Here is a 17,122-nt window from a genome sequence, read left to right as displayed (position 1 = left end):
AAAACCTCATCAAACTCTTCAGGCGCATATCACTGCGGGTTGGCACGGATGCTGGAAAGCAACGATTTCAGGTTGGCAGCCTTGGGCTTGACCAGCCAGAAACGACGCAGGTAATCATCGAGGTTCTCGGCGAGGTTACGACCCCATTCGCTGCCGGTTTCCTCAACGTACTCGTCCAGCACGTGCTGCAAGTGGTTGCGGTACGACTCCATGGCCTCGCCGCTGATCCGCTGGATCTCGACCAACTCGTGGTTGACCTTGTCGACGAAGGTGTTGTCCTGGTCGAGCACGTAGGCGAAACCGCCGGTCATGCCCGAACCGAAGTTGTAACCGGTCTTGCCCAGTACCGCGACAAAGCCCCCGGTCATGTACTCGCAGCAGTGATCGCCGGTGCCTTCAACCACGGTGTGGGCACCGGAGTTACGCACGGCGAAACGCTCGCCGGCAGTGCCGGCGGCGAACAACTTGCCTCCGGTGGCGCCGTACAGGCAGGTGTTGCCGATGATGGCACTGTCCTGGGTCTTGTAGATGCTGCCTTGAGGCGGAACGATCACCAGCTTGCCGCCGGTCATGCCTTTGCCCACGTAGTCGTTGGCGTCGCCTTCCAGGTACATGTGCAGGCCACCGGCGTTCCACACGCCGAAGCTCTGGCCCGCGGTGCCCTTGAAGCGGAAGGTGATCGGCGCTTTCGCCATGCCTTGGTTGCCGTGCTTGCGCGCGATTTCGCCGGAGATGCGCGCGCCGATGGAACGGTCGCAGTTGCAGATCTCCAGGGCGAATTCGCCACCGCTGGCGTCATTGATCGAGGAGCCGGCCAAGTCGACCATCTTCTCGGCCAGCAGGCCTTTATCGAACGGCGGATTGCGGTCCACCTGGCAGAACTGTGGCTTGTCTGCCGGGATATGATCGCTGCCCAGCAACGGCGTCAGGTCCAGGTGCTGTTGCTTGGCGGTCTGGCCTTCGAGGACGTCGAGCAGATCGGTACGGCCGATCAGCTCTTCCAGCGAACGCACGCCCAGCTTGGCCAGCCACTCACGGGTCTCTTCGGCGACGTAGGTGAAGAAATTCACCACCATGTCGACGGTGCCGATGTAGTGGTCCTTGCGCAGCTTCTCGTTCTGGGTGGCAACGCCGGTCGCGCAGTTGTTCAGGTGGCAGATGCGCAGGTATTTGCAGCCCAGGGCAATCATCGGCGCAGTGCCGAAACCGAAGCTCTCGGCGCCGAGGATCGCGGCCTTGATCACGTCGAGGCCGGTTTTCAGGCCGCCGTCGGTCTGTACCCGCACTTTGCCGCGCAGGTCGTTGCCGCGCAGGGTCTGGTGGGTTTCGGCCAGGCCGAGCTCCCACGGTGCGCCGGCATATTTGATCGAGGTCAGCGGCGAAGCGCCGGTGCCACCGTCGTAACCGGAAATGGTGATCAGGTCGGCATAGGCCTTGGCCACACCGGCGGCGATGGTGCCAACGCCGGCTTCCGCGACCAGTTTCACCGAGACCAGGGCCTGCGGGTTGACTTGCTTGAGGTCGAAAATCAGCTGCGACAAGTCTTCAATCGAATAGATGTCGTGGTGCGGCGGTGGCGAGATCAGCGTCACGCCGGGCACCGCATAACGCAGCTTGGCGATCAAACCGTTGACCTTGCCGCCGGGCAGTTGGCCGCCTTCACCGGGCTTGGCGCCCTGGGCTACCTTGATCTGCAGCACTTCGGCGTTGACCAGGTATTCCGGGGTCACGCCGAAACGGCCGGTAGCAACCTGCTTGATTTTCGAACTCTTGATCGTGCCGTAGCGCGCCGGGTCCTCACCACCTTCGCCGGAGTTGGAACGCGCGCCCAGGCGGTTCATGGCTTCGGCCAGTGCTTCGTGAGCCTCAGGCGACAGCGCGCCCAGGGAAATACCGGCGGAGTCGAAGCGCTTGAGGATCGACTCCAGCGGCTCGATTTCGCTGATGTCCAGCGCTGTGTCCAGGGTCTTCACCTTGAGCAAGTCGCGGATCATCGACACCGGGCGGTTGTCCACCAGGCTCGTGTATTGCTTGAACTTGGCGTAGTCGCCCTGCTGCACAGCGGCCTGCAGGGTGCTGACCACGTCCGGGTTGTAGGCGTGATATTCACCACCGTGCACGAACTTGAGCAGGCCGCCTTGCTGGATCGGCTTGCGCGCGCTCCAGGCTTCGGCCGCCAGGGCTTTCTGTTCGGCTTCGATGTCGACGAAACGCGCACCCTTGATACGGCTTGGCACGCCACGGAAGCTCAACTCGCAGACTTCTTCGGACAGGCCGATGGCTTCGAACAGTTGCGCGCCACGGTACGAGGTGACCGTGGAGATGCCCATCTTCGACAGGATCTTGAGCAGGCCCTTGGTGATGCCCTTACGGTAGTTCTTGAACACTTCGTAAAGGTCGCCCAGCACTTCGCCGGTACGGATCAGGTCGCCAAGCACTTCGTACGCGAGGAACGGATAGACCGCCGAAGCGCCGAAACCGATCAATACAGCGAAATGATGCGGGTCGCGGGCAGTGGCGGTTTCCACCAGGATGTTGGAGTCGCAACGCAGGCCTTTTTCGGTCAGGCGGTGATGCACCGCGCCGGTGGCCAGCGAAGCGTGGATCGGCAGCTTGCCGGGGGCAATATGCCGGTCGGTCAGCACGATCTGGGTACGACCGGCGCGCACGGCTTCTTCGGCCTGGTCGGCGACGTTGCGCACAGCGGCTTCAAGGCCAAGGCTCTCGTCGTAGTTCAGGTCGATGATCTGGCGGTCGAAACCTGGACGTTCCAGGGTCATCAACGAACGCCACTTGGCCGGGGAAACGACCGGCGAGCTGAGGATCACGCGGGAAGCGTGCTCCGGCGATTCCTGGAATATGTTGCGCTCGGCACCCAGGCACACTTCCAGCGACATCACGATGGCTTCGCGCAGCGGATCGATCGGTGGGTTGGTCACCTGGGCGAACTGCTGGCGGAAGTAGTCGTACGGCGTGCGTACACGCTGGGACAGCACGGCCATCGGCGTGTCATCGCCCATGGAGCCAACGGCTTCGTAGCCCTGCTCGCCGAGCGGGCGCAGCACCTGGTCGCGCTCTTCGAACGTAACCTGGTACATCTTCATGTACTGCTTGAGCTGATCGACGTCGTAGAAAGCCGAGCCGTGGTCGTTGTCTTCCATGGTCGCCTGGATGCGCAAGGCGTTCTTGCGCAGCCATTGCTTGTACGGATGACGGGACTTCAAACGGTTGTCGATGGCGTCGGTGTCGAGGATCTGCCCGGTTTCGGTGTCCACGGCGAGGATCTGGCCAGGGCCTACGCGGCCTTTGGCGATCACGTCTTCAGGCTTGTAGTCCCATACGCCGATTTCCGACGCCAGGGTGATAAAACCGTTGGTGGTGGTGACCCAGCGCGCCGGGCGCAGGCCGTTACGGTCGAGCAGGCACACCGCGTAGCGGCCGTCGGTCATGACCACGCCGGCCGGGCCGTCCCACGGTTCCATGTGCATCGAGTTGTATTCGTAGAACGCCCGCAGATCCGGGTCCATGGTCTCGACGTTCTGCCACGCTGGCGGAATGATCATGCGCACGCCACGGAACAGGTCGATGCCGCCGGTGACCATCAGCTCGAGCATGTTATCCATGCTGGAAGAGTCCGAGCCCACGCGGTTGACCAGCGGGCCGAGCTCTTCCAGGTCCATCAGATCGTTGGCGAACTTGGTGCGACGGGCCACGGCCCAGTTGCGGTTGCCGGTGATGGTGTTGATCTCGCCGTTGTGGGCAAGGAAGCGGAATGGCTGGGCCAGCGGCCATTTCGGCAGGGTGTTGGTGGAGAAGCGCTGGTGGAACACGCAGATGGCGGTTTGCAGGCGCTCATCGCTCAGGTCCGGATAAAAGGCGGTGAGGTCCGCCGGCATCATCAGGCCTTTATAAATGATGGTCTTGTGGGAAAAGCTGCAGATGTAGTGGTCGGTATCGGCGGCGTTGAGCACCGACGAGCGACGACGCGATGTGAACAGCTTGATCGCCATGTCCTGATCGCTCAGGCCGTCGCCTGCGATAAACACTTGTTCGATCTGCGGCAGACGCTCCAGGGCCAGGCGGCCGAGGACGCTGGTGTCGATTGGCACTTTGCGCCAGCCGACGAGCTGCAGGCCGGCGGCAACGATCTCGCGGTTCATGTTCTCGCGAGCGGCTTGGGCTTTGACCGGGTCCTGGTTGAAAAACACCATGCCCACGGCGTACTGCTTGGGCAGTTCGACGGCGAAATGCTCTTTGGCGACAGCGCGCAGGAACTGGTCGGGCTTTTGAATCAGCAAGCCGCAGCCGTCACCGGTCTTGCCGTCGGCGTTGATCCCACCGCGGTGGGTCATGCAGGTCAGGGCCTCGATGGCCGTTTGCAAAAGGGTATGACTGGGCTCGCCCTGCATGTGGGCTATCAGGCCGAAACCGCAGTTATCCTTGAATTCATCGGGTTGGTACAGACCTGCTTTCATAGACACTTTCTCACCAGGCTGCCTCTTATACCGAGGCAAATTTCTTTTCAATTCAACCGGTTACCTTCCACGCCGAACGTACGCCGGCTTAGCGGGGGCAAAAGGGAGGTCATTGTACACACCGACACAGACGCTCACAAATTTAGCGACGAAATGTCGCAAATCTATGTCGCATTTATGAAAGGTTTAAAGCGATATGCTGTGCTAGTCAAAACTTTTTTAATTCTGACCGCTACGACTCAAAAGCTACTATGACGCAGACACCACAAAGCGCGCGGCCTGTAGAGGTCGCACGCACTTGCGGTTTGATTTTGAGGTGCCGGGAGGGCGGCCTGGGTAAGGCCGCCGGATCTTCAGCGAGTTGTTGCCAGTTCTTGTTGAACGCTGGCAACAGTGCGAGGCCAAGGTTTACCAGCCTGAACCTTCGCTGGCAAGGCCTTGATGGCGGAATCGGCTGCGGCGCGGCTTGGGAAGCTGCCGTAAGTGATCACATACAGCGGCTTGCCGTTGAGCACTTTCTTGAAATAACGGTACTGGCCGCCCTGCTCCTTGACGAACGCCTGGGCGTTGGCCTCGGAGCTGGTGCCGAGGATCTGCACCACGAAGTTGCCGGTAGGCTGGCTGCTGTACCAGCTGCTGCCGGCAGCACCGGCCTTGGCAACGGTGGCCGCAGGCTTTTCAGCAGGCTTGGCCGCTGGAGCAGGTGTTGGAGCGGGCTTGGCGGCCGGCGCAGGCTTGGCTGTGGCAACCGTCGGTGCCGGGGTAGGCTTGGCAACCGGTGCAACTGGGGTCGCTGGCGTACCGGCAGGCACGCCCGCAGGCGGCGCGGTGGTGGTCACGGTCGGCGGCGTGGCGCTGGAGCCTTCCACCGGCACGCCGTCGTCGCCTTCGGAGATGCCACCGGCTTCTTCAGCCAGCGGGCCGCGCATCACAGGTTGGCCGACCATCGGCAGGTTGGTCGGTTGGCCAGAGTTGGCGAATTCGACATTTGGCGTGGGCTTGCCCAGTGGCAACTGCGCCTGTTCGGTTGGCGCGCCGGCGGTTGTCGGTGCCTTGCTGCGACCTGGGATCAACCAGGCGGCGGCGACAGCGACCACGACAACGGCGGAAATAGCCAATACGTGCTTCTTAGGCATAGTGAACCCCATCTTTGGACGCTTGACCGCGGAGCGGCTGGCAATCATGGCTTCGATCATTGCATCGCGGGCAACCTGATTGATGTTGCCAGGCCAGCCATCGGAGCTTTCGTGAATATCAGAGATCTGCGCAGCGGTGAAAAGTTCGATACCGGCCCCGGCACCTTCGAGGCGCTGCGCCAGGTATTCGCGGGTTTCTTCTTCTTCGTACGGCTGCAATTCGATGACGTGAAACAGCTCTTGCTCACCGCTGATCTGCTCCAGATCGGCGATCAACGATGACTCGCCAAACAGGAACACATGGGGGCGACCTTCCGGCGTACCCGCGGCCAGCGCCAACAGTGCTTCCAGGGCGGACTCATCGAGCTGCTCGGCATCATCCACCAGCAGATAGACTTCCTGGCCGGTCAGGCCCAGTTGCACCACCTGCTTGAGGATCGCGTTGGGCTCGGCGTTGGCGACGTCCAGCGCCTGCGCCACCTGGCGCAGCACGCCGGCCGCATCACCGGCACCACGGGCCGAGACCACAACGCTCTGCACCGATTGCTTGTTGGTGCTGGCGACCAGCGCCTGGCGCAGCAAGGTCTTGCCGCTGCCCAACGGCCCCGTGACTACCAGCAGCAACTGGCTGTAGCGCGCGAGATGATGCAGTTGCCCCAGCACCGGCTTGCGCTGGGCAGGGAAGAATTTGAAACCTGGCACCCGAGGCGCGAAAGGGTCGTGGCTCAGGTGGTAATGGCCGAGGAACGCCTCGTCGGCATGCAAACTAGTCATCGGGTCTTGTTAACCTTTGAGCTGGGCCAGGGCGCGGTAATCCGCTCCCAGCGTGGCCTGTAGAATCTCTTTCGGATAATCGTCGGTCACCACTGCTTCGCCCATGTGGCGCAACAGCACCAGGCGCAGTCGACCGTCGATCACTTTCTTGTCTATTGCCATGTGTTCCAGGAAATCCGCCTCGGTCATTTCTGACGGCGGAATCACCGGCAGACCGGCGCGCTGGAACAGACGGATACCGCGATCACGCTCCTGGGCGCTGATCCAGCCCAGGCGCTGCGACATCTCCAATGCCATCACGGTGCCAGCCGCTACGGCTTCCCCATGCAGCCACACACCATAGCCCATGTGCGTTTCGATCGCATGGCCGAAGGTGTGGCCCAGGTTCAGGGTAGCGCGTACACCGGACTCCCGTTCGTCGGCATTCACCACCAGCGCCTTGGCTGCGCATGAGCGGGAAATCGCTTCGGTGAGTGCGACCTGGTCAAGGGCGCGCAAGGCGTCCATGTGTTCTTCCAGCCAGGTCAGGAAGGGCTCGTCGCAAATCAGCCCGTACTTGATGACTTCGGCCAGGCCCGCCGACAGCTCGCGAGGCGGCAGGGTGTTAAGGGTCGCGGTGTCGATCAGCACGGCCTGCGGCTGATAGAACGCACCGACCATGTTCTTGCCCAGTGGGTGATTGATGCCGGTCTTGCCGCCCACCGACGAATCGACCTGGGACAGCAACGTGGTCGGCACCTGTATGAAGTCCACGCCACGCTGGTAGCAGGCAGCCGCGAAGCCGGCCATGTCGCCGATCACACCGCCGCCCAGGGCGACCACGGTAGTACGGCGGTCATGCCGCGCGGTCAGCAGGCCATCGAAGATCAGTTGCAGGGTTTCCCAGTTCTTGTGGGCTTCGCCGTCGGGCAGGATCACCGAGATCACCGAGTACGCTGCCAGGCTACGGCTCAGGCGCTCCAGATAAAGCGGCGCCACCGTTTCATTGGAGATGATCGCCACTTGCCGACCGGCAATATGCGGTGCGAGCAGCTCAGGCTGGTCCAACAGACCTTCGCCAATATGGATCGGGTAGCTGCGCTCGCCTAGATCGACCTTAAGTGTCTGCATGTGTCCCCGCGTTGAAGATATTTTGACGACCGGCAGCGCCTGGGTCAGACGCTGCCTGATGGCTCTACGCCATACCCCGCAAGGTCATGGCGCGCCGCCGAGAATAGCGCATTTGCGGCCAGGCTTTAACGGGGTGGTAGCCGTTGCAGGCGCTCAAGGATATCGAGTACCACCATTCGAGGCGGCCGTTCATCGGTTTCCACCACCAGATCGGCGATTTCCCGATACAGCGGATCGCGCAGCGCAAGCAGGTCGCGCAGGGTTTTTTCCGGGTTGGCCGTGCGCAGCAACGGGCGATTGCGATCACGGGCGGTGCGACCCACCTGCTGCTCGACCGAGGCATGCAGATAGACCACGCGTCCACCGGCATGCAGGGCGCGGCGGTTTTCGTCGCGCATCACCGCGCCACCGCCGGTGGCCAATACCACGCCATCGCAGCCGCACAGCTCGGCAATCATCGCCTGCTCGCGGTCGCGAAAGCCCAGTTCGCCTTCCTTATCGAAGATCCATGGGATATTGGCACCCGTGCGCAATTCAATTTCCTTGTCGGAATCTTTGAATGGCAGGCGCAGCTCTTTGGCCAGCAAACGGCCGATGGTGCTTTTTCCAGCGCCCATCGGCCCTACAAGAATCAAATTTCGCACAGAATCAACGACTCACAGCAATCGCCTGGTTATTCATGATACGCGGAGTCAGGAATACCAGCAGCTCGGATTTTTTCTCCGCCCGCACATCGCGCCGGAAAAGGCGGCCAAGATACGGCACATCGCCCAAAAATGGCACTTTATCTAGCACTTTGCTTTGGGTATTGGAGAAAACCCCGCCGATGACAATGGTCTCGCCATCCTTGACCAGGACCTTGGCGTTGACCTCGTTTTTCTTGATCGGTGGAACGTCGTTGAGTTTGTTCAGATAGTCGGGCTCGTCCTTGGTGACCTTGACCTCCATGATCACATGGTCGTCGGGGGTGATCTGCGGCGTGACCTCCAGCGACAGCGAGGCTTCCTTGAACGAGACCGAGGTAGCGCCCTGGGACGTGGATTCCTGGTAGGGAATCTCGGTGCCCTTGAGGATGCGCGCGGTTTCCTTGTCGGAGGTGACCACCTTGGGCTGCGAGACGATTTCACCATTGCCGGATTTTTCCATGGCGGTCAGTTCGAGGTCGAGCAGCAGGTTGTTGGTGATAAAGGCCAGCCCCAGGCCAGAGGTGCCGGTCAGCGAACCCAGGTCGACAAAGGGTGAGCTGGGTGGGTTCTCGGGGGGCTGTGCACCGTCCGCCTGGGGCTTGGGAATCCCGCCAGCGCTCCAATTGCCGCGATCCAGGCGCCCGCCCCAGCGTGCGCCCAGGCTTTTGTCGTAATCGACATTGGCCTCGACGATGCGTGCCTCGATCATCACCTGGCGCACCGGCACGTCCAACTGCGCCACGATCCGTCGCAGTTCCTCCAGCCGCTCACTGGTCTGGTAGGCAATGATGTTGTTGGTGCGATCATCTACCGCCACCGAACCGCGCTCGTCGGTCGCGCCTTCAAAGCCGGTCACTGACTGGAACAGCTTGGCCAGGTCGGCTGCCTTGGCGTAATTGACCTGCAGCAATTCCCGACGTAACGGCGCCAGCTCCGCCAACTGCTTGCGCGCCTCCAGCGTCAGCAGTTCACGAGCGGCCATTTCATCGGCGGGAGCCACCAGCAATACGCCGGCCTTCACGCGTTTATCCAGGCCCTTGGCTTGCAACACCAGGTCCAGCGCCTGGTCCCAGGGCACATCCTTGAGCCGCAGGGTGATCGAACCTTGCACTTCGTCCCCGGCCACCAGGTTGAGGCCTGCGACGTCGGCGATCTGCTGCAACGCCGCGCGCAATTCGATGTTCTGAAAATTAAGGCTCAGTCTGTCGCCCGTATAACCCACCGCAGGTGGGCTTTCGGGCGGCGGCAGGTGGATCAGGTCGACGCGATTGGGTACAGCAGCAGCCATCGGCGCCGTGAACGCTATCCATAGCGCCACACCGAAGGACGAGAAAATCCTTTTCATTGTTTGATTCCGTTATGAGTTGACGTTTAGCACCAATGTTCGTGGACGCTCCAGCCAGAGGCCCTGTTCATCGGGAAAGCGCTCGAGCAGTTCGACATGTCCCTCCTGAATGGACATGACCCGGCCATGATCCGGCCCGAGGTAGTCACCGACCGCCAGCCGATGCACGGTCGATCCGGCACGCAACAACGCGTAGGTCTGCCCACCGCCCGACAGCGTACCGACCATGTTGAACCGATCGATTGCAATGCCCTCCAGCAGCCCGCGGGGCCGAGTGAGATCCGGTGCAAGGGCTGGTCGCCCAGGTATGTGGTCCGGTTGCAAGGCCAGCAGCTGGAATGGGTCGCGCAGGGAAGATGAGTCATAGACAAAGCGCGGGGCCGGGACGACTGTGTGGGACGCTTTACCTGCCTGGGACGTGCTTCGATAGGCCTTGGCCAGCAGCTCAAGACGTAACAAGGCACCCCCAGGCCGCAACGCCACGTCATGCACCGTGACAATGCGCTGCAACCCACCCAGGGCACTGACGAACGCCGCAAGGTCGTGATACGCCCCGGTAGCGCCCATCTTCAAGGGCTGCTCGATATGGAACGGCAGCAACGCCTCCTCCAGTACCTCGACGCCCTCGACCCAAACGCCTTTGGCAACCGCCAGCCGAGCGATGTCTTCAAGCAGGGCCGGTACTGCAGACTCACCGGGCAACTGTCCTTCAAGGCCCGCGACAGCCTCTTCCATCACCTTGACTTGCTCGGTGTACGCCTCAAGGTCGGCGGCCGCACCGGTTTTTTCGTCAAGCTGTTGCCGCAGCACTTGCTCCCGCACCTCGGCCCCGTGCAATCGCTCCCGCGAAGGCCCCAGGTACAACACCTCGCCTATCAACAGCACCAGGCCGGCCAGCACGCAGCCAAGCAGGCCCCTTCCAGGCCAGGGCCATTTTGCAGCGTTGTGGGAGAGTGCGGAAAAGTCGAGCCGGGGCAGGCTCATGGTTGCACCTCGATGGTTTCTCCCTGGCGTACCATCAGCTGGAACTCATGATCGCCGCGCTCTCCCTCGGCGCGCACCCGCTCGAGGCGCGCGGAGTGGCCGCCTTGCGACGCCTCCAACCGGCGCATCAACTGGGCGATATCCTGGTTGCTGTCTGCACTGCCGCGGATGCTGAGCGTATCCCCGCTCGCTACCACTTCGTGCAGGTGAACCCCATCAGGCATCGTCCGAGCCAATTGATCGAACAGCCGAGCGCCGGATGAGCGCGCATCGTGCAGGTCCTGCACAACCTTCATGCGTTGCGCCAATTGCTGGCTTCGCTCCTGCAGGTCGTCGATGGTCTTGATCCGTGAGTCTTGCACGGCAACTTCCCCACCCAGGCGGACATTGCGGGTTACCTGCCGGTCTATCGCCTGGTCGATCACTTGATCAGCCAGCCACACCGCCGCGAGCGCCAGGCAGGCAAAGGCCAGCAACAATGCCAGGAAATATTTGCGGCGCCGTTCTGCCAGCGCTTGGCGCCAGGGCAAAAGATTGATTCGTGTCATCCAGCGAAACTCCTCAGGGCCAACCCGCAAGCCACTCCCATCCCTTGGGCATCAACGGCCCATTGTGCGCCATCGACTCGATGCCCCGGCGTGAAGCTGGCAAAATCCTGAAGGCAAGCGCGCTCCAATGCAAACGCTTCGACATCCACCACCCGTGTCACCAGCCCGGCCAGGGCCAAAACCGCCTCGCGAGCCTCGACCTGCTCACGCAGGCACGCCGCCAGCAATACCTCGACCCGCCCCGCGCCTTGAGGCGACGACCCGCGCACCTGAAAGTCGAGAGCTACCTCATCCAGCGGGTAAGGAATGTACTGGTCGGCTTCCATCTGTATCTGCCAGGCCATTTCCTCATCGCTCAGGCCTGCAGCCATTTCGATCACCCGCGTTATCACCGAAGGGCCCGACACTGCCACGGCCGCGAGACTCGCGCCACTGTGCAGCCGGGATACGGCCTGGTGCAACGCCCGCCCGGCCGCCGCCAGGTCGAGCAATGTGCCATCGACCATCGCATGGGCCGGCAATAGCTGCGTGACATACCCCTGAATGCTGAACCCTTGCGCCGAGCGGCCCAGTTCGACCAGCTTGATCCCCTGGTCATTGATGTCGACGCCAAGGACGACGTCGCGTTTTCGCCTGAAAAATCCCTTTCCCATAAAACTCCCTAAAGCTTTGCCTGTCTTACCGCCTGATTGCCGCCGGGCAGCGTGCATTCGGTCGACTTGTTTAAGCCGCGCGAATGACGCCCGAAGGCGAAAATGCTTTAATGCCCAGCGTTTTTTCCCGCTTTTTATCTGCTGCCCGGGTCGATCCATCGTTTGCCATGCATGCCCCGACGCGTAACTCTTTCTTTTCTCTGGAAATCCAAAAGCCTTGATTCGTCTGCTGAAGTTTTTCGGGTACTCCATTGTCGCGATCGTCTGCGGGCTGCTGCTCGTGCTCAGCGGGGCCTACCTCTACCTTAGTCCGGGTTTGCCCTCCGTAGAGGCCCTCAGAAGTATCCAGTTGCAGATTCCTCTGCGGGTCTACAGCAGCGATGAAAAACTGATCGCGGAGTTCGGCGAAATGCGCCGCACCCCGATCCGTTTCGCCGACATTCCACCCAATTTCATCAGCGCATTGCTGTCGGCTGAAGACGATAACTTCGCCAACCACTATGGCGTCGACCCCAGCAGCCTGGTGCGTGCAGCCACGCAGCTGGTAAAAAGCGGACACATTCAATCCGGCGGCAGCACCATCACCATGCAGGTGGCGAAGAATTTCTTCCTCACCAGCGAGCGCAGTTTTTCACGCAAGGCCACCGAGATCCTGCTGGCGTTGCAGATCGAACGTCAGTTGACCAAGGACGAAATCCTCGAGCTCTACGTCAACAAGATCTACCTGGGCAACCGCGCCTACGGCATCGAGGCGGCTTCCCAGGTGTACTACGGCAAGTCGATTCGGGATGCCAGCCTGGCGCAGATGGCGATGATTGCCGGCCTGCCCAAGGCGCCGTCGCGCTTCAACCCCCTGGCCAACCCGGCGCGTAGCAAGGAGCGTCGCGACTGGATCCTGGGGCGTATGTACAAGCTCGGCAAGATTGACCAGGCCGCTTACGAAAGCGCCGTGGCCGAACCGTTGAACGCCAGCTACCACGTGCCCACGCCGGAAGTGAACGCGCCCTACATCGCCGAAATGGCCCGTGCCGAGATGGTCGGCCGGTATGGCAGCGAGGCCTACACCGAGGGTTTCCGTGTCACTACGACCGTTCCGAGCAACCTGCAGGAAATTGCCAACCATTCGCTGCATTCCGGCCTGATCGCCTATGACCAGCGCCACGGCTATCGCGGCCCTGAATCGCGCCTGCCGGGCAAGACCCTGAGTGCCTGGACCACCGAGCTGGGCAAACAGCGCTCCATCAGCGGCCTGGAGCCAGCCATCGTCACCCAGGTGCAGAAAGATGGTGTACAAGTCCTGACCCGTACCGGCGAAGCACATGTGGCGTGGGACAGCATGAAATGGGCGCGCCCATTCCTGAATACCAACAGCATGGGCCCGATGCCCAAGCAGCCGTCCGACGTGGCGCAGGTGGGCGACTTGATCCGCGTGCAGCGCCAGGCGGATGACAGCCTCAAATTCAGCCAGGTGCCGGTCGCCCAGGGTGCTCTGGTGTCCCTCGACCCGCAAAATGGTGCGATCCGTTCGCTGGTCGGCGGCTTCGCCTTTGAGCAGAGCAACTACAACCGCGCCATCCAGGCCAAGCGCCAGCCGGGCTCAAGCTTCAAGCCGTTCATCTACAGCGCCGCACTGGATAACGGCTACACCGCCGCCAGCCTGGTCAACGATGCACCGATCGTGTTTGTCGACGAGTACCTGGACAAGGTCTGGCGCCCGAAGAACGATACCAACACCTTCCTGGGCCCCATCCGCATTCGCGAGGCGCTGTACAAGTCGCGCAACCTGGTGTCGATCCGCCTGCTGCAGGCGATGGGCGTGGGCAAGACCATCGACTACATGACCCGCTTTGGCTTCGCCAAGTCCGACCTGCCGCCGAACCTGTCCCTGGCCCTGGGCACCGCGACCCTCACGCCAATGGAAATCGCCACTGGCTGGAGCACCTTTGCCAACGGCGGTTACAAAATTTCGCCGTACCTGATCGACAAGATCGAAAGCCGCAATGGCGATACGCTATTCACCGCTAACCCGCCACGGGTGCCGGGCGATGTGGTCAATGGGGTGGCGGCAACCGATGGCCTCGCCGCACCGAGCAACGGTGGCATCACCATCGAGCCGACGCCTGGCACGACGCCTGCCGCCAACACGCCCGCACCGACCGAGCCGCAGGCACCGGCGGTGGCCGAGCGCATCGTGGATGGCCGCACCACCTATATCCTCAACAGCATCCTGCAGGACGTGATCAAGAAGGGTACCGGCCGACGTGCATTGGCCCTGGGCCGCGCGGATATCGCCGGCAAGACCGGTACCACCAACGAATCCAAGGATGCGTGGTTCTCCGGCTACAACGGCGACTACGTGACGACGGTGTGGACCGGTTACGACCAGCCCGAGAGCCTGGGTCGTCGCGAGTTCGGCGGCACCGTCGCGCTGCCGATCTGGATGAGCTACATGGGCGCTGCCCTGAAGGACAAACCGCTGCACACCCAGCCGGAACCGGAAGGCATTCTCAGCCTGCGCATCGACCCGGTCAGTGGCCGCGCTGCCTCCCCAAGCACGCCGAACGCGTACTTTGAGCTGTTCAAGAGCGAAGACACGCCGCCGTCGGTCAACGAACTGGGCAATGGCGTTGCGCCGGGCAGCCCGCTGCCAGCGGATGAAAGTGCGCCGATCGATCTGTTCTAACGCCATAGCGTTCAAAATGTGGTAGGGGGCTTGCCCCCGATAGCGGTGTGTCAGTCACCAAGCTCATTGGCTGACAGTCTGCAATCGGGGCAAGCCCCCTCCCACATTTGGCTCTTCATAGACTTCAAGTAAATCGCCAGCCACAAAAAAAGCCCCGACTCGCGAGAGCCGGGGCTTTTTGTTGGTGCGCTACAACGGCTTAGCCGTTGAACACATCATCCACGCTTTTGAGCGGGTAGTTCTTAGGATACGGCAGGGTTGCCACACCGGTCTCGATTGCGGCCTTGGCCACGGCATCGGAGATCAGGGTGATCAGGCGCTTATCCATTGGCTTGGGAATGATGTACTCACGACCGAATTCCAGCTTGGCGCCACCGTAGGCATCGCATACATCCTGCGGTACCGGCAGCTTGGCCAGTTCACGCAGGGCGTTGGCGGCCGCTACTTTCATCTCTTCGTTGATGCGCTTGGCGCGAACGTCCAGAGCACCACGGAAGATGAACGGGAAGCCCAGTACGTTGTTGACCTGGTTCGGGTAGTCCGAACGGCCGGTGGCCATGATCACGTCGCTGCGGGTGGCGTGGGCCAGTTCCGGCGAGATTTCCGGGTCCGGGTTGGAGCAGGCGAACACAATCGGGTTCGGCGCCATCGACTTCAGGCCTTCAGCGCTCAGCAGGTTCGGGCCGGACAGGCCGACGAATACGTCAGCACCGTCAAGGGCATCAGCCAGGGTGCGCTTGGAGGACGGGTGGGCAAACATCGCCTTGTACTGGTTCAGGTCGGTACGCTCGGACTGGATCACGCCCTTGCTGTCGACCATGTAGATGTTTTCCAGCTTGGCGCCCATGCTGATGATCAGCTTCATGCAGGAAATAGCTGCAGCACCGGCACCCAGGCAGACGATTTTCGCCTCGGCCAGGGTTTTGCCGGCAATTTCCAGGGCGTTGATCATGCCGGCCGCGGTAACGATTGCGGTGCCGTGCTGGTCATCGTGGAATACCGGGATGTCGCACTGCTCGATCAGGGCCTTTTCGATCTCGAAGCACTCAGGTGCCTTGATGTCTTCCAGGTTGATGCCACCGAAGGTGATGGAGATGCGCTTGACGGTGTCGATGAAGGCCTGCGGGCTTTCGGAGTCGACTTCGATGTCGAAAACGTCGATGCCAGCAAAGCGCTTGAACAGCACGCCCTTGCCTTCCATGACCGGCTTGGAAGCCAATGGGCCGAGGTTGCCCAGGCCCAGGATCGCGGTGCCATCAGAAATCACTGCAACCAGGTTGCCTTTGCCGGTGTACTTGTACGCCAGCTCGGGGTCGCGGGCGATTTCACGTACGGGCTCGGCAACGCCAGGGCTGTAGGCCAGCGACAGATCACGGGCGGTGGCAGTGGCTTTGGTGAGCTCTACACTCAGCTTCCCTGGACGAGGATTGGCATGATATTCGAGAGCGGCAGTTTTCAAATCAGACATATCGGCATTCCGCTTTTACTGTTGGTCGACGGACCGCCGAGGATACGCGTGTCGCAAAGCCCCTACAAGACTGGTCAGTCACAGGTGTCAAGGCCCTGCGGCGGCGTACTTTAGTCTAAAGCCACGGGATACAAGGGCTTGACTGTTCACAATCAACTTAGAAAATGTCTACAATTTTTTATTAAATCGTTGTTTTGAGCATGCCGGGGTCGCTGATCGGCAGCAGCCAACGTGCCTGACCACCTTTAAGCGCTCCACGCCGAGAGCGATCCTGCACCCAGCCGCGCGCCTCGATTGTCTTGCCTTTCAGCCCACTGAGCAGGCCTGGGTCGAATTGACGGGCCAGATCGGGTGCAATGCGCAATACCAGTGAACCTTGTAACTCGATCCAGATTGCGCCGCGATTGCGCTCGATCTTGCTGACTCGGCCGCTGACCAGGGCGAAGCCGGACCGCTTGAGTTGGGCCACCGATTGCACCGGCGATCGCCGCCATAAACCCAACCCGGCCCGCCGCGCGGTGTTTTCAGCAGCCTGCTGGCAGGCTACGAGGTCGACGTTGGGCGCGACGCCCACCTGAAAGCCCAGTCCCTCGGCCAATATTCGTGCTTCCAGGTTTTCGCCGTCGGCGCCGTAGAGGTGCGCCAGGGTTCGCCCATAGCGATCCTTGGCCTCGCGGCCTGGCACCAAGCCGACGCGCCCCTCACTGGCCTCTACCAAAGCCTGCAGGCGCTGGCGAGCGGCGATGGCAAACGGTTCGTCAGGGCGCCCCTTCTTGCCGGTCTCCGGGGCGTTGAGGCCGATCATGCGCACGCTGCGGCCATCCTTGAGGCGCACGGTGTCGCCATCTACCACGCGCTGCACCTCGACACGCACCATCGATGCCGGCGCCGAGCAGAACGTCTGGGCCTGGGCAGCGCAGAGCCAAATCCCAGGCACAAAAAAGGCGCCCACAAGGGACGCCTTTTTCAACAGCGGGTAAAAGCCCATAAGGCTTTTGCGCCTTACTCTGCTGGAGTAGCAGGCTTCTTGCCGAAAGCACCAAAGCGATCTGCGAAGCGCTGTACACGGCCGCCGGTGTCCAGAGTTTTCTGCTTACCGGTGTAGAACGGGTGGCACTCGTTGCATACGTCGGTACCCAGTGGCTTGCACAGGTTCGAACGCGTTTCGAACTTGTTGCCGCAGCTGCAGGTGACTTCGATGGTTTCGTACGCTGGATGGATATCGGCTTTCATGGCACTTCCTCGGGCTAGCGTGCCGCC

Annotated in this window: 11 protein-coding genes and 1 pseudogene; 1 reads left to right on the top strand and 11 read right to left on the bottom strand. The window is 61.6% G+C overall.

Features of this window, described 5'->3' with window-relative positions; all coding sequences use genetic code 11:
* Positions 1-29: 29 nt before the first annotated feature.
* The 8 genes and pseudogenes from gltB to pilM all read right to left on the bottom strand — a co-directional run bounded on the left by gltB (position 30) and on the right by pilM (position 11,711).
* Entirely contained in the window at positions 30-4,475 is a 4,446-nt protein-coding gene (gene gltB / locus C4J94_RS02145) for a glutamate synthase large subunit (protein ID WP_124384770.1), read from the bottom strand.
* Positions 4,476-4,828: 353 nt separating this feature from the next.
* Positions 4,829-6,385: an SPOR domain-containing protein gene (locus C4J94_RS02135; protein ID WP_124384769.1), complete on the bottom strand. Its 1,557-nt coding sequence runs from the start codon at positions 6,383-6,385 to the stop codon at positions 4,829-4,831.
* 9 nt (positions 6,386-6,394) lie between these two features.
* Positions 6,395-7,495, bottom strand: coding sequence for a 3-dehydroquinate synthase (gene aroB / locus C4J94_RS02130; protein ID WP_124384768.1), 1,101 nt, complete (start codon positions 7,493-7,495; stop codon positions 6,395-6,397).
* 125 nt (positions 7,496-7,620) lie between these two features.
* A complete protein-coding gene (gene aroK, locus C4J94_RS02125) occupies positions 7,621-8,139 on the bottom strand; it encodes a shikimate kinase AroK (protein WP_003171222.1) in 519 nt (172 codons plus the stop codon).
* A 4-nt stretch (positions 8,140-8,143) separates the two neighbouring features.
* Positions 8,144-9,397 (bottom strand): annotated as a pseudogene (locus C4J94_RS02120) (type IV pilus secretin PilQ); the annotation flags it as partial.
* A gap of 141 nt (positions 9,398-9,538) precedes the next feature.
* Entirely contained in the window at positions 9,539-10,510 is a 972-nt protein-coding gene (locus C4J94_RS02115) for a pilus assembly protein PilP (RefSeq protein ID WP_124384767.1), read from the bottom strand.
* Complete coding sequence (locus C4J94_RS02110) at positions 10,507-11,058, bottom strand: PilN domain-containing protein (RefSeq protein ID WP_124384766.1); 552 nt, start codon at positions 11,056-11,058, stop codon at positions 10,507-10,509. The genes C4J94_RS02115 and C4J94_RS02110 overlap by 4 nt, the downstream gene beginning before the upstream one ends.
* The gene (gene pilM / locus C4J94_RS02105; RefSeq protein WP_164485547.1) at positions 11,055-11,711 is read right to left on the bottom strand and encodes a type IV pilus assembly protein PilM; all 657 of its coding nucleotides are present in this window, start codon (positions 11,709-11,711) and stop codon (positions 11,055-11,057) included. Before pilM ends, C4J94_RS02110 begins: the two co-directional genes overlap by 4 nt.
* A gap of 220 nt (positions 11,712-11,931) precedes the next feature.
* On the opposite strand from pilM, the gene C4J94_RS02100 reads away from it, so the two are divergent.
* The gene (locus C4J94_RS02100; protein WP_372240887.1) at positions 11,932-14,394 is read left to right on the top strand and encodes a penicillin-binding protein 1A; all 2,463 of its coding nucleotides are present in this window, start codon (positions 11,932-11,934) and stop codon (positions 14,392-14,394) included.
* Positions 14,395-14,593: 199 nt separating this feature from the next.
* Here the strand turns inward: C4J94_RS02100 and C4J94_RS02095 are convergent, their stop codons facing one another.
* From C4J94_RS02095 to rpmE, 3 genes are all read right to left on the bottom strand, one after another.
* On the bottom strand, positions 14,594-15,862 hold the full coding sequence (locus C4J94_RS02095) for a malic enzyme-like NAD(P)-binding protein (RefSeq protein WP_124384764.1): 1,269 nt from the start codon (positions 15,860-15,862) through the stop codon (positions 14,594-14,596).
* Positions 15,863-16,043: 181 nt separating this feature from the next.
* Complete coding sequence (locus C4J94_RS02090; RefSeq protein ID WP_124384763.1) at positions 16,044-16,850, bottom strand: thermonuclease family protein; 807 nt, start codon at positions 16,848-16,850, stop codon at positions 16,044-16,046.
* A gap of 14 nt (positions 16,851-16,864) precedes the next feature.
* Positions 16,865-17,095 (bottom strand): 50S ribosomal protein L31, encoded by a 231-nt coding sequence (rpmE, locus tag C4J94_RS02085; RefSeq protein ID WP_049710411.1) that lies wholly within the window; start codon positions 17,093-17,095, stop codon positions 16,865-16,867.
* Positions 17,096-17,122: the final 27 nt, after the last annotated feature.

Origin of the sequence: Pseudomonas sp. R5-89-07, assembly GCF_003851685.1 — a bacterium.
Classification (GTDB): Bacteria; Pseudomonadota; Gammaproteobacteria; order Pseudomonadales; family Pseudomonadaceae; genus Aquipseudomonas.
This window is presented reverse-complemented; position numbering and strand designations above follow the sequence as displayed.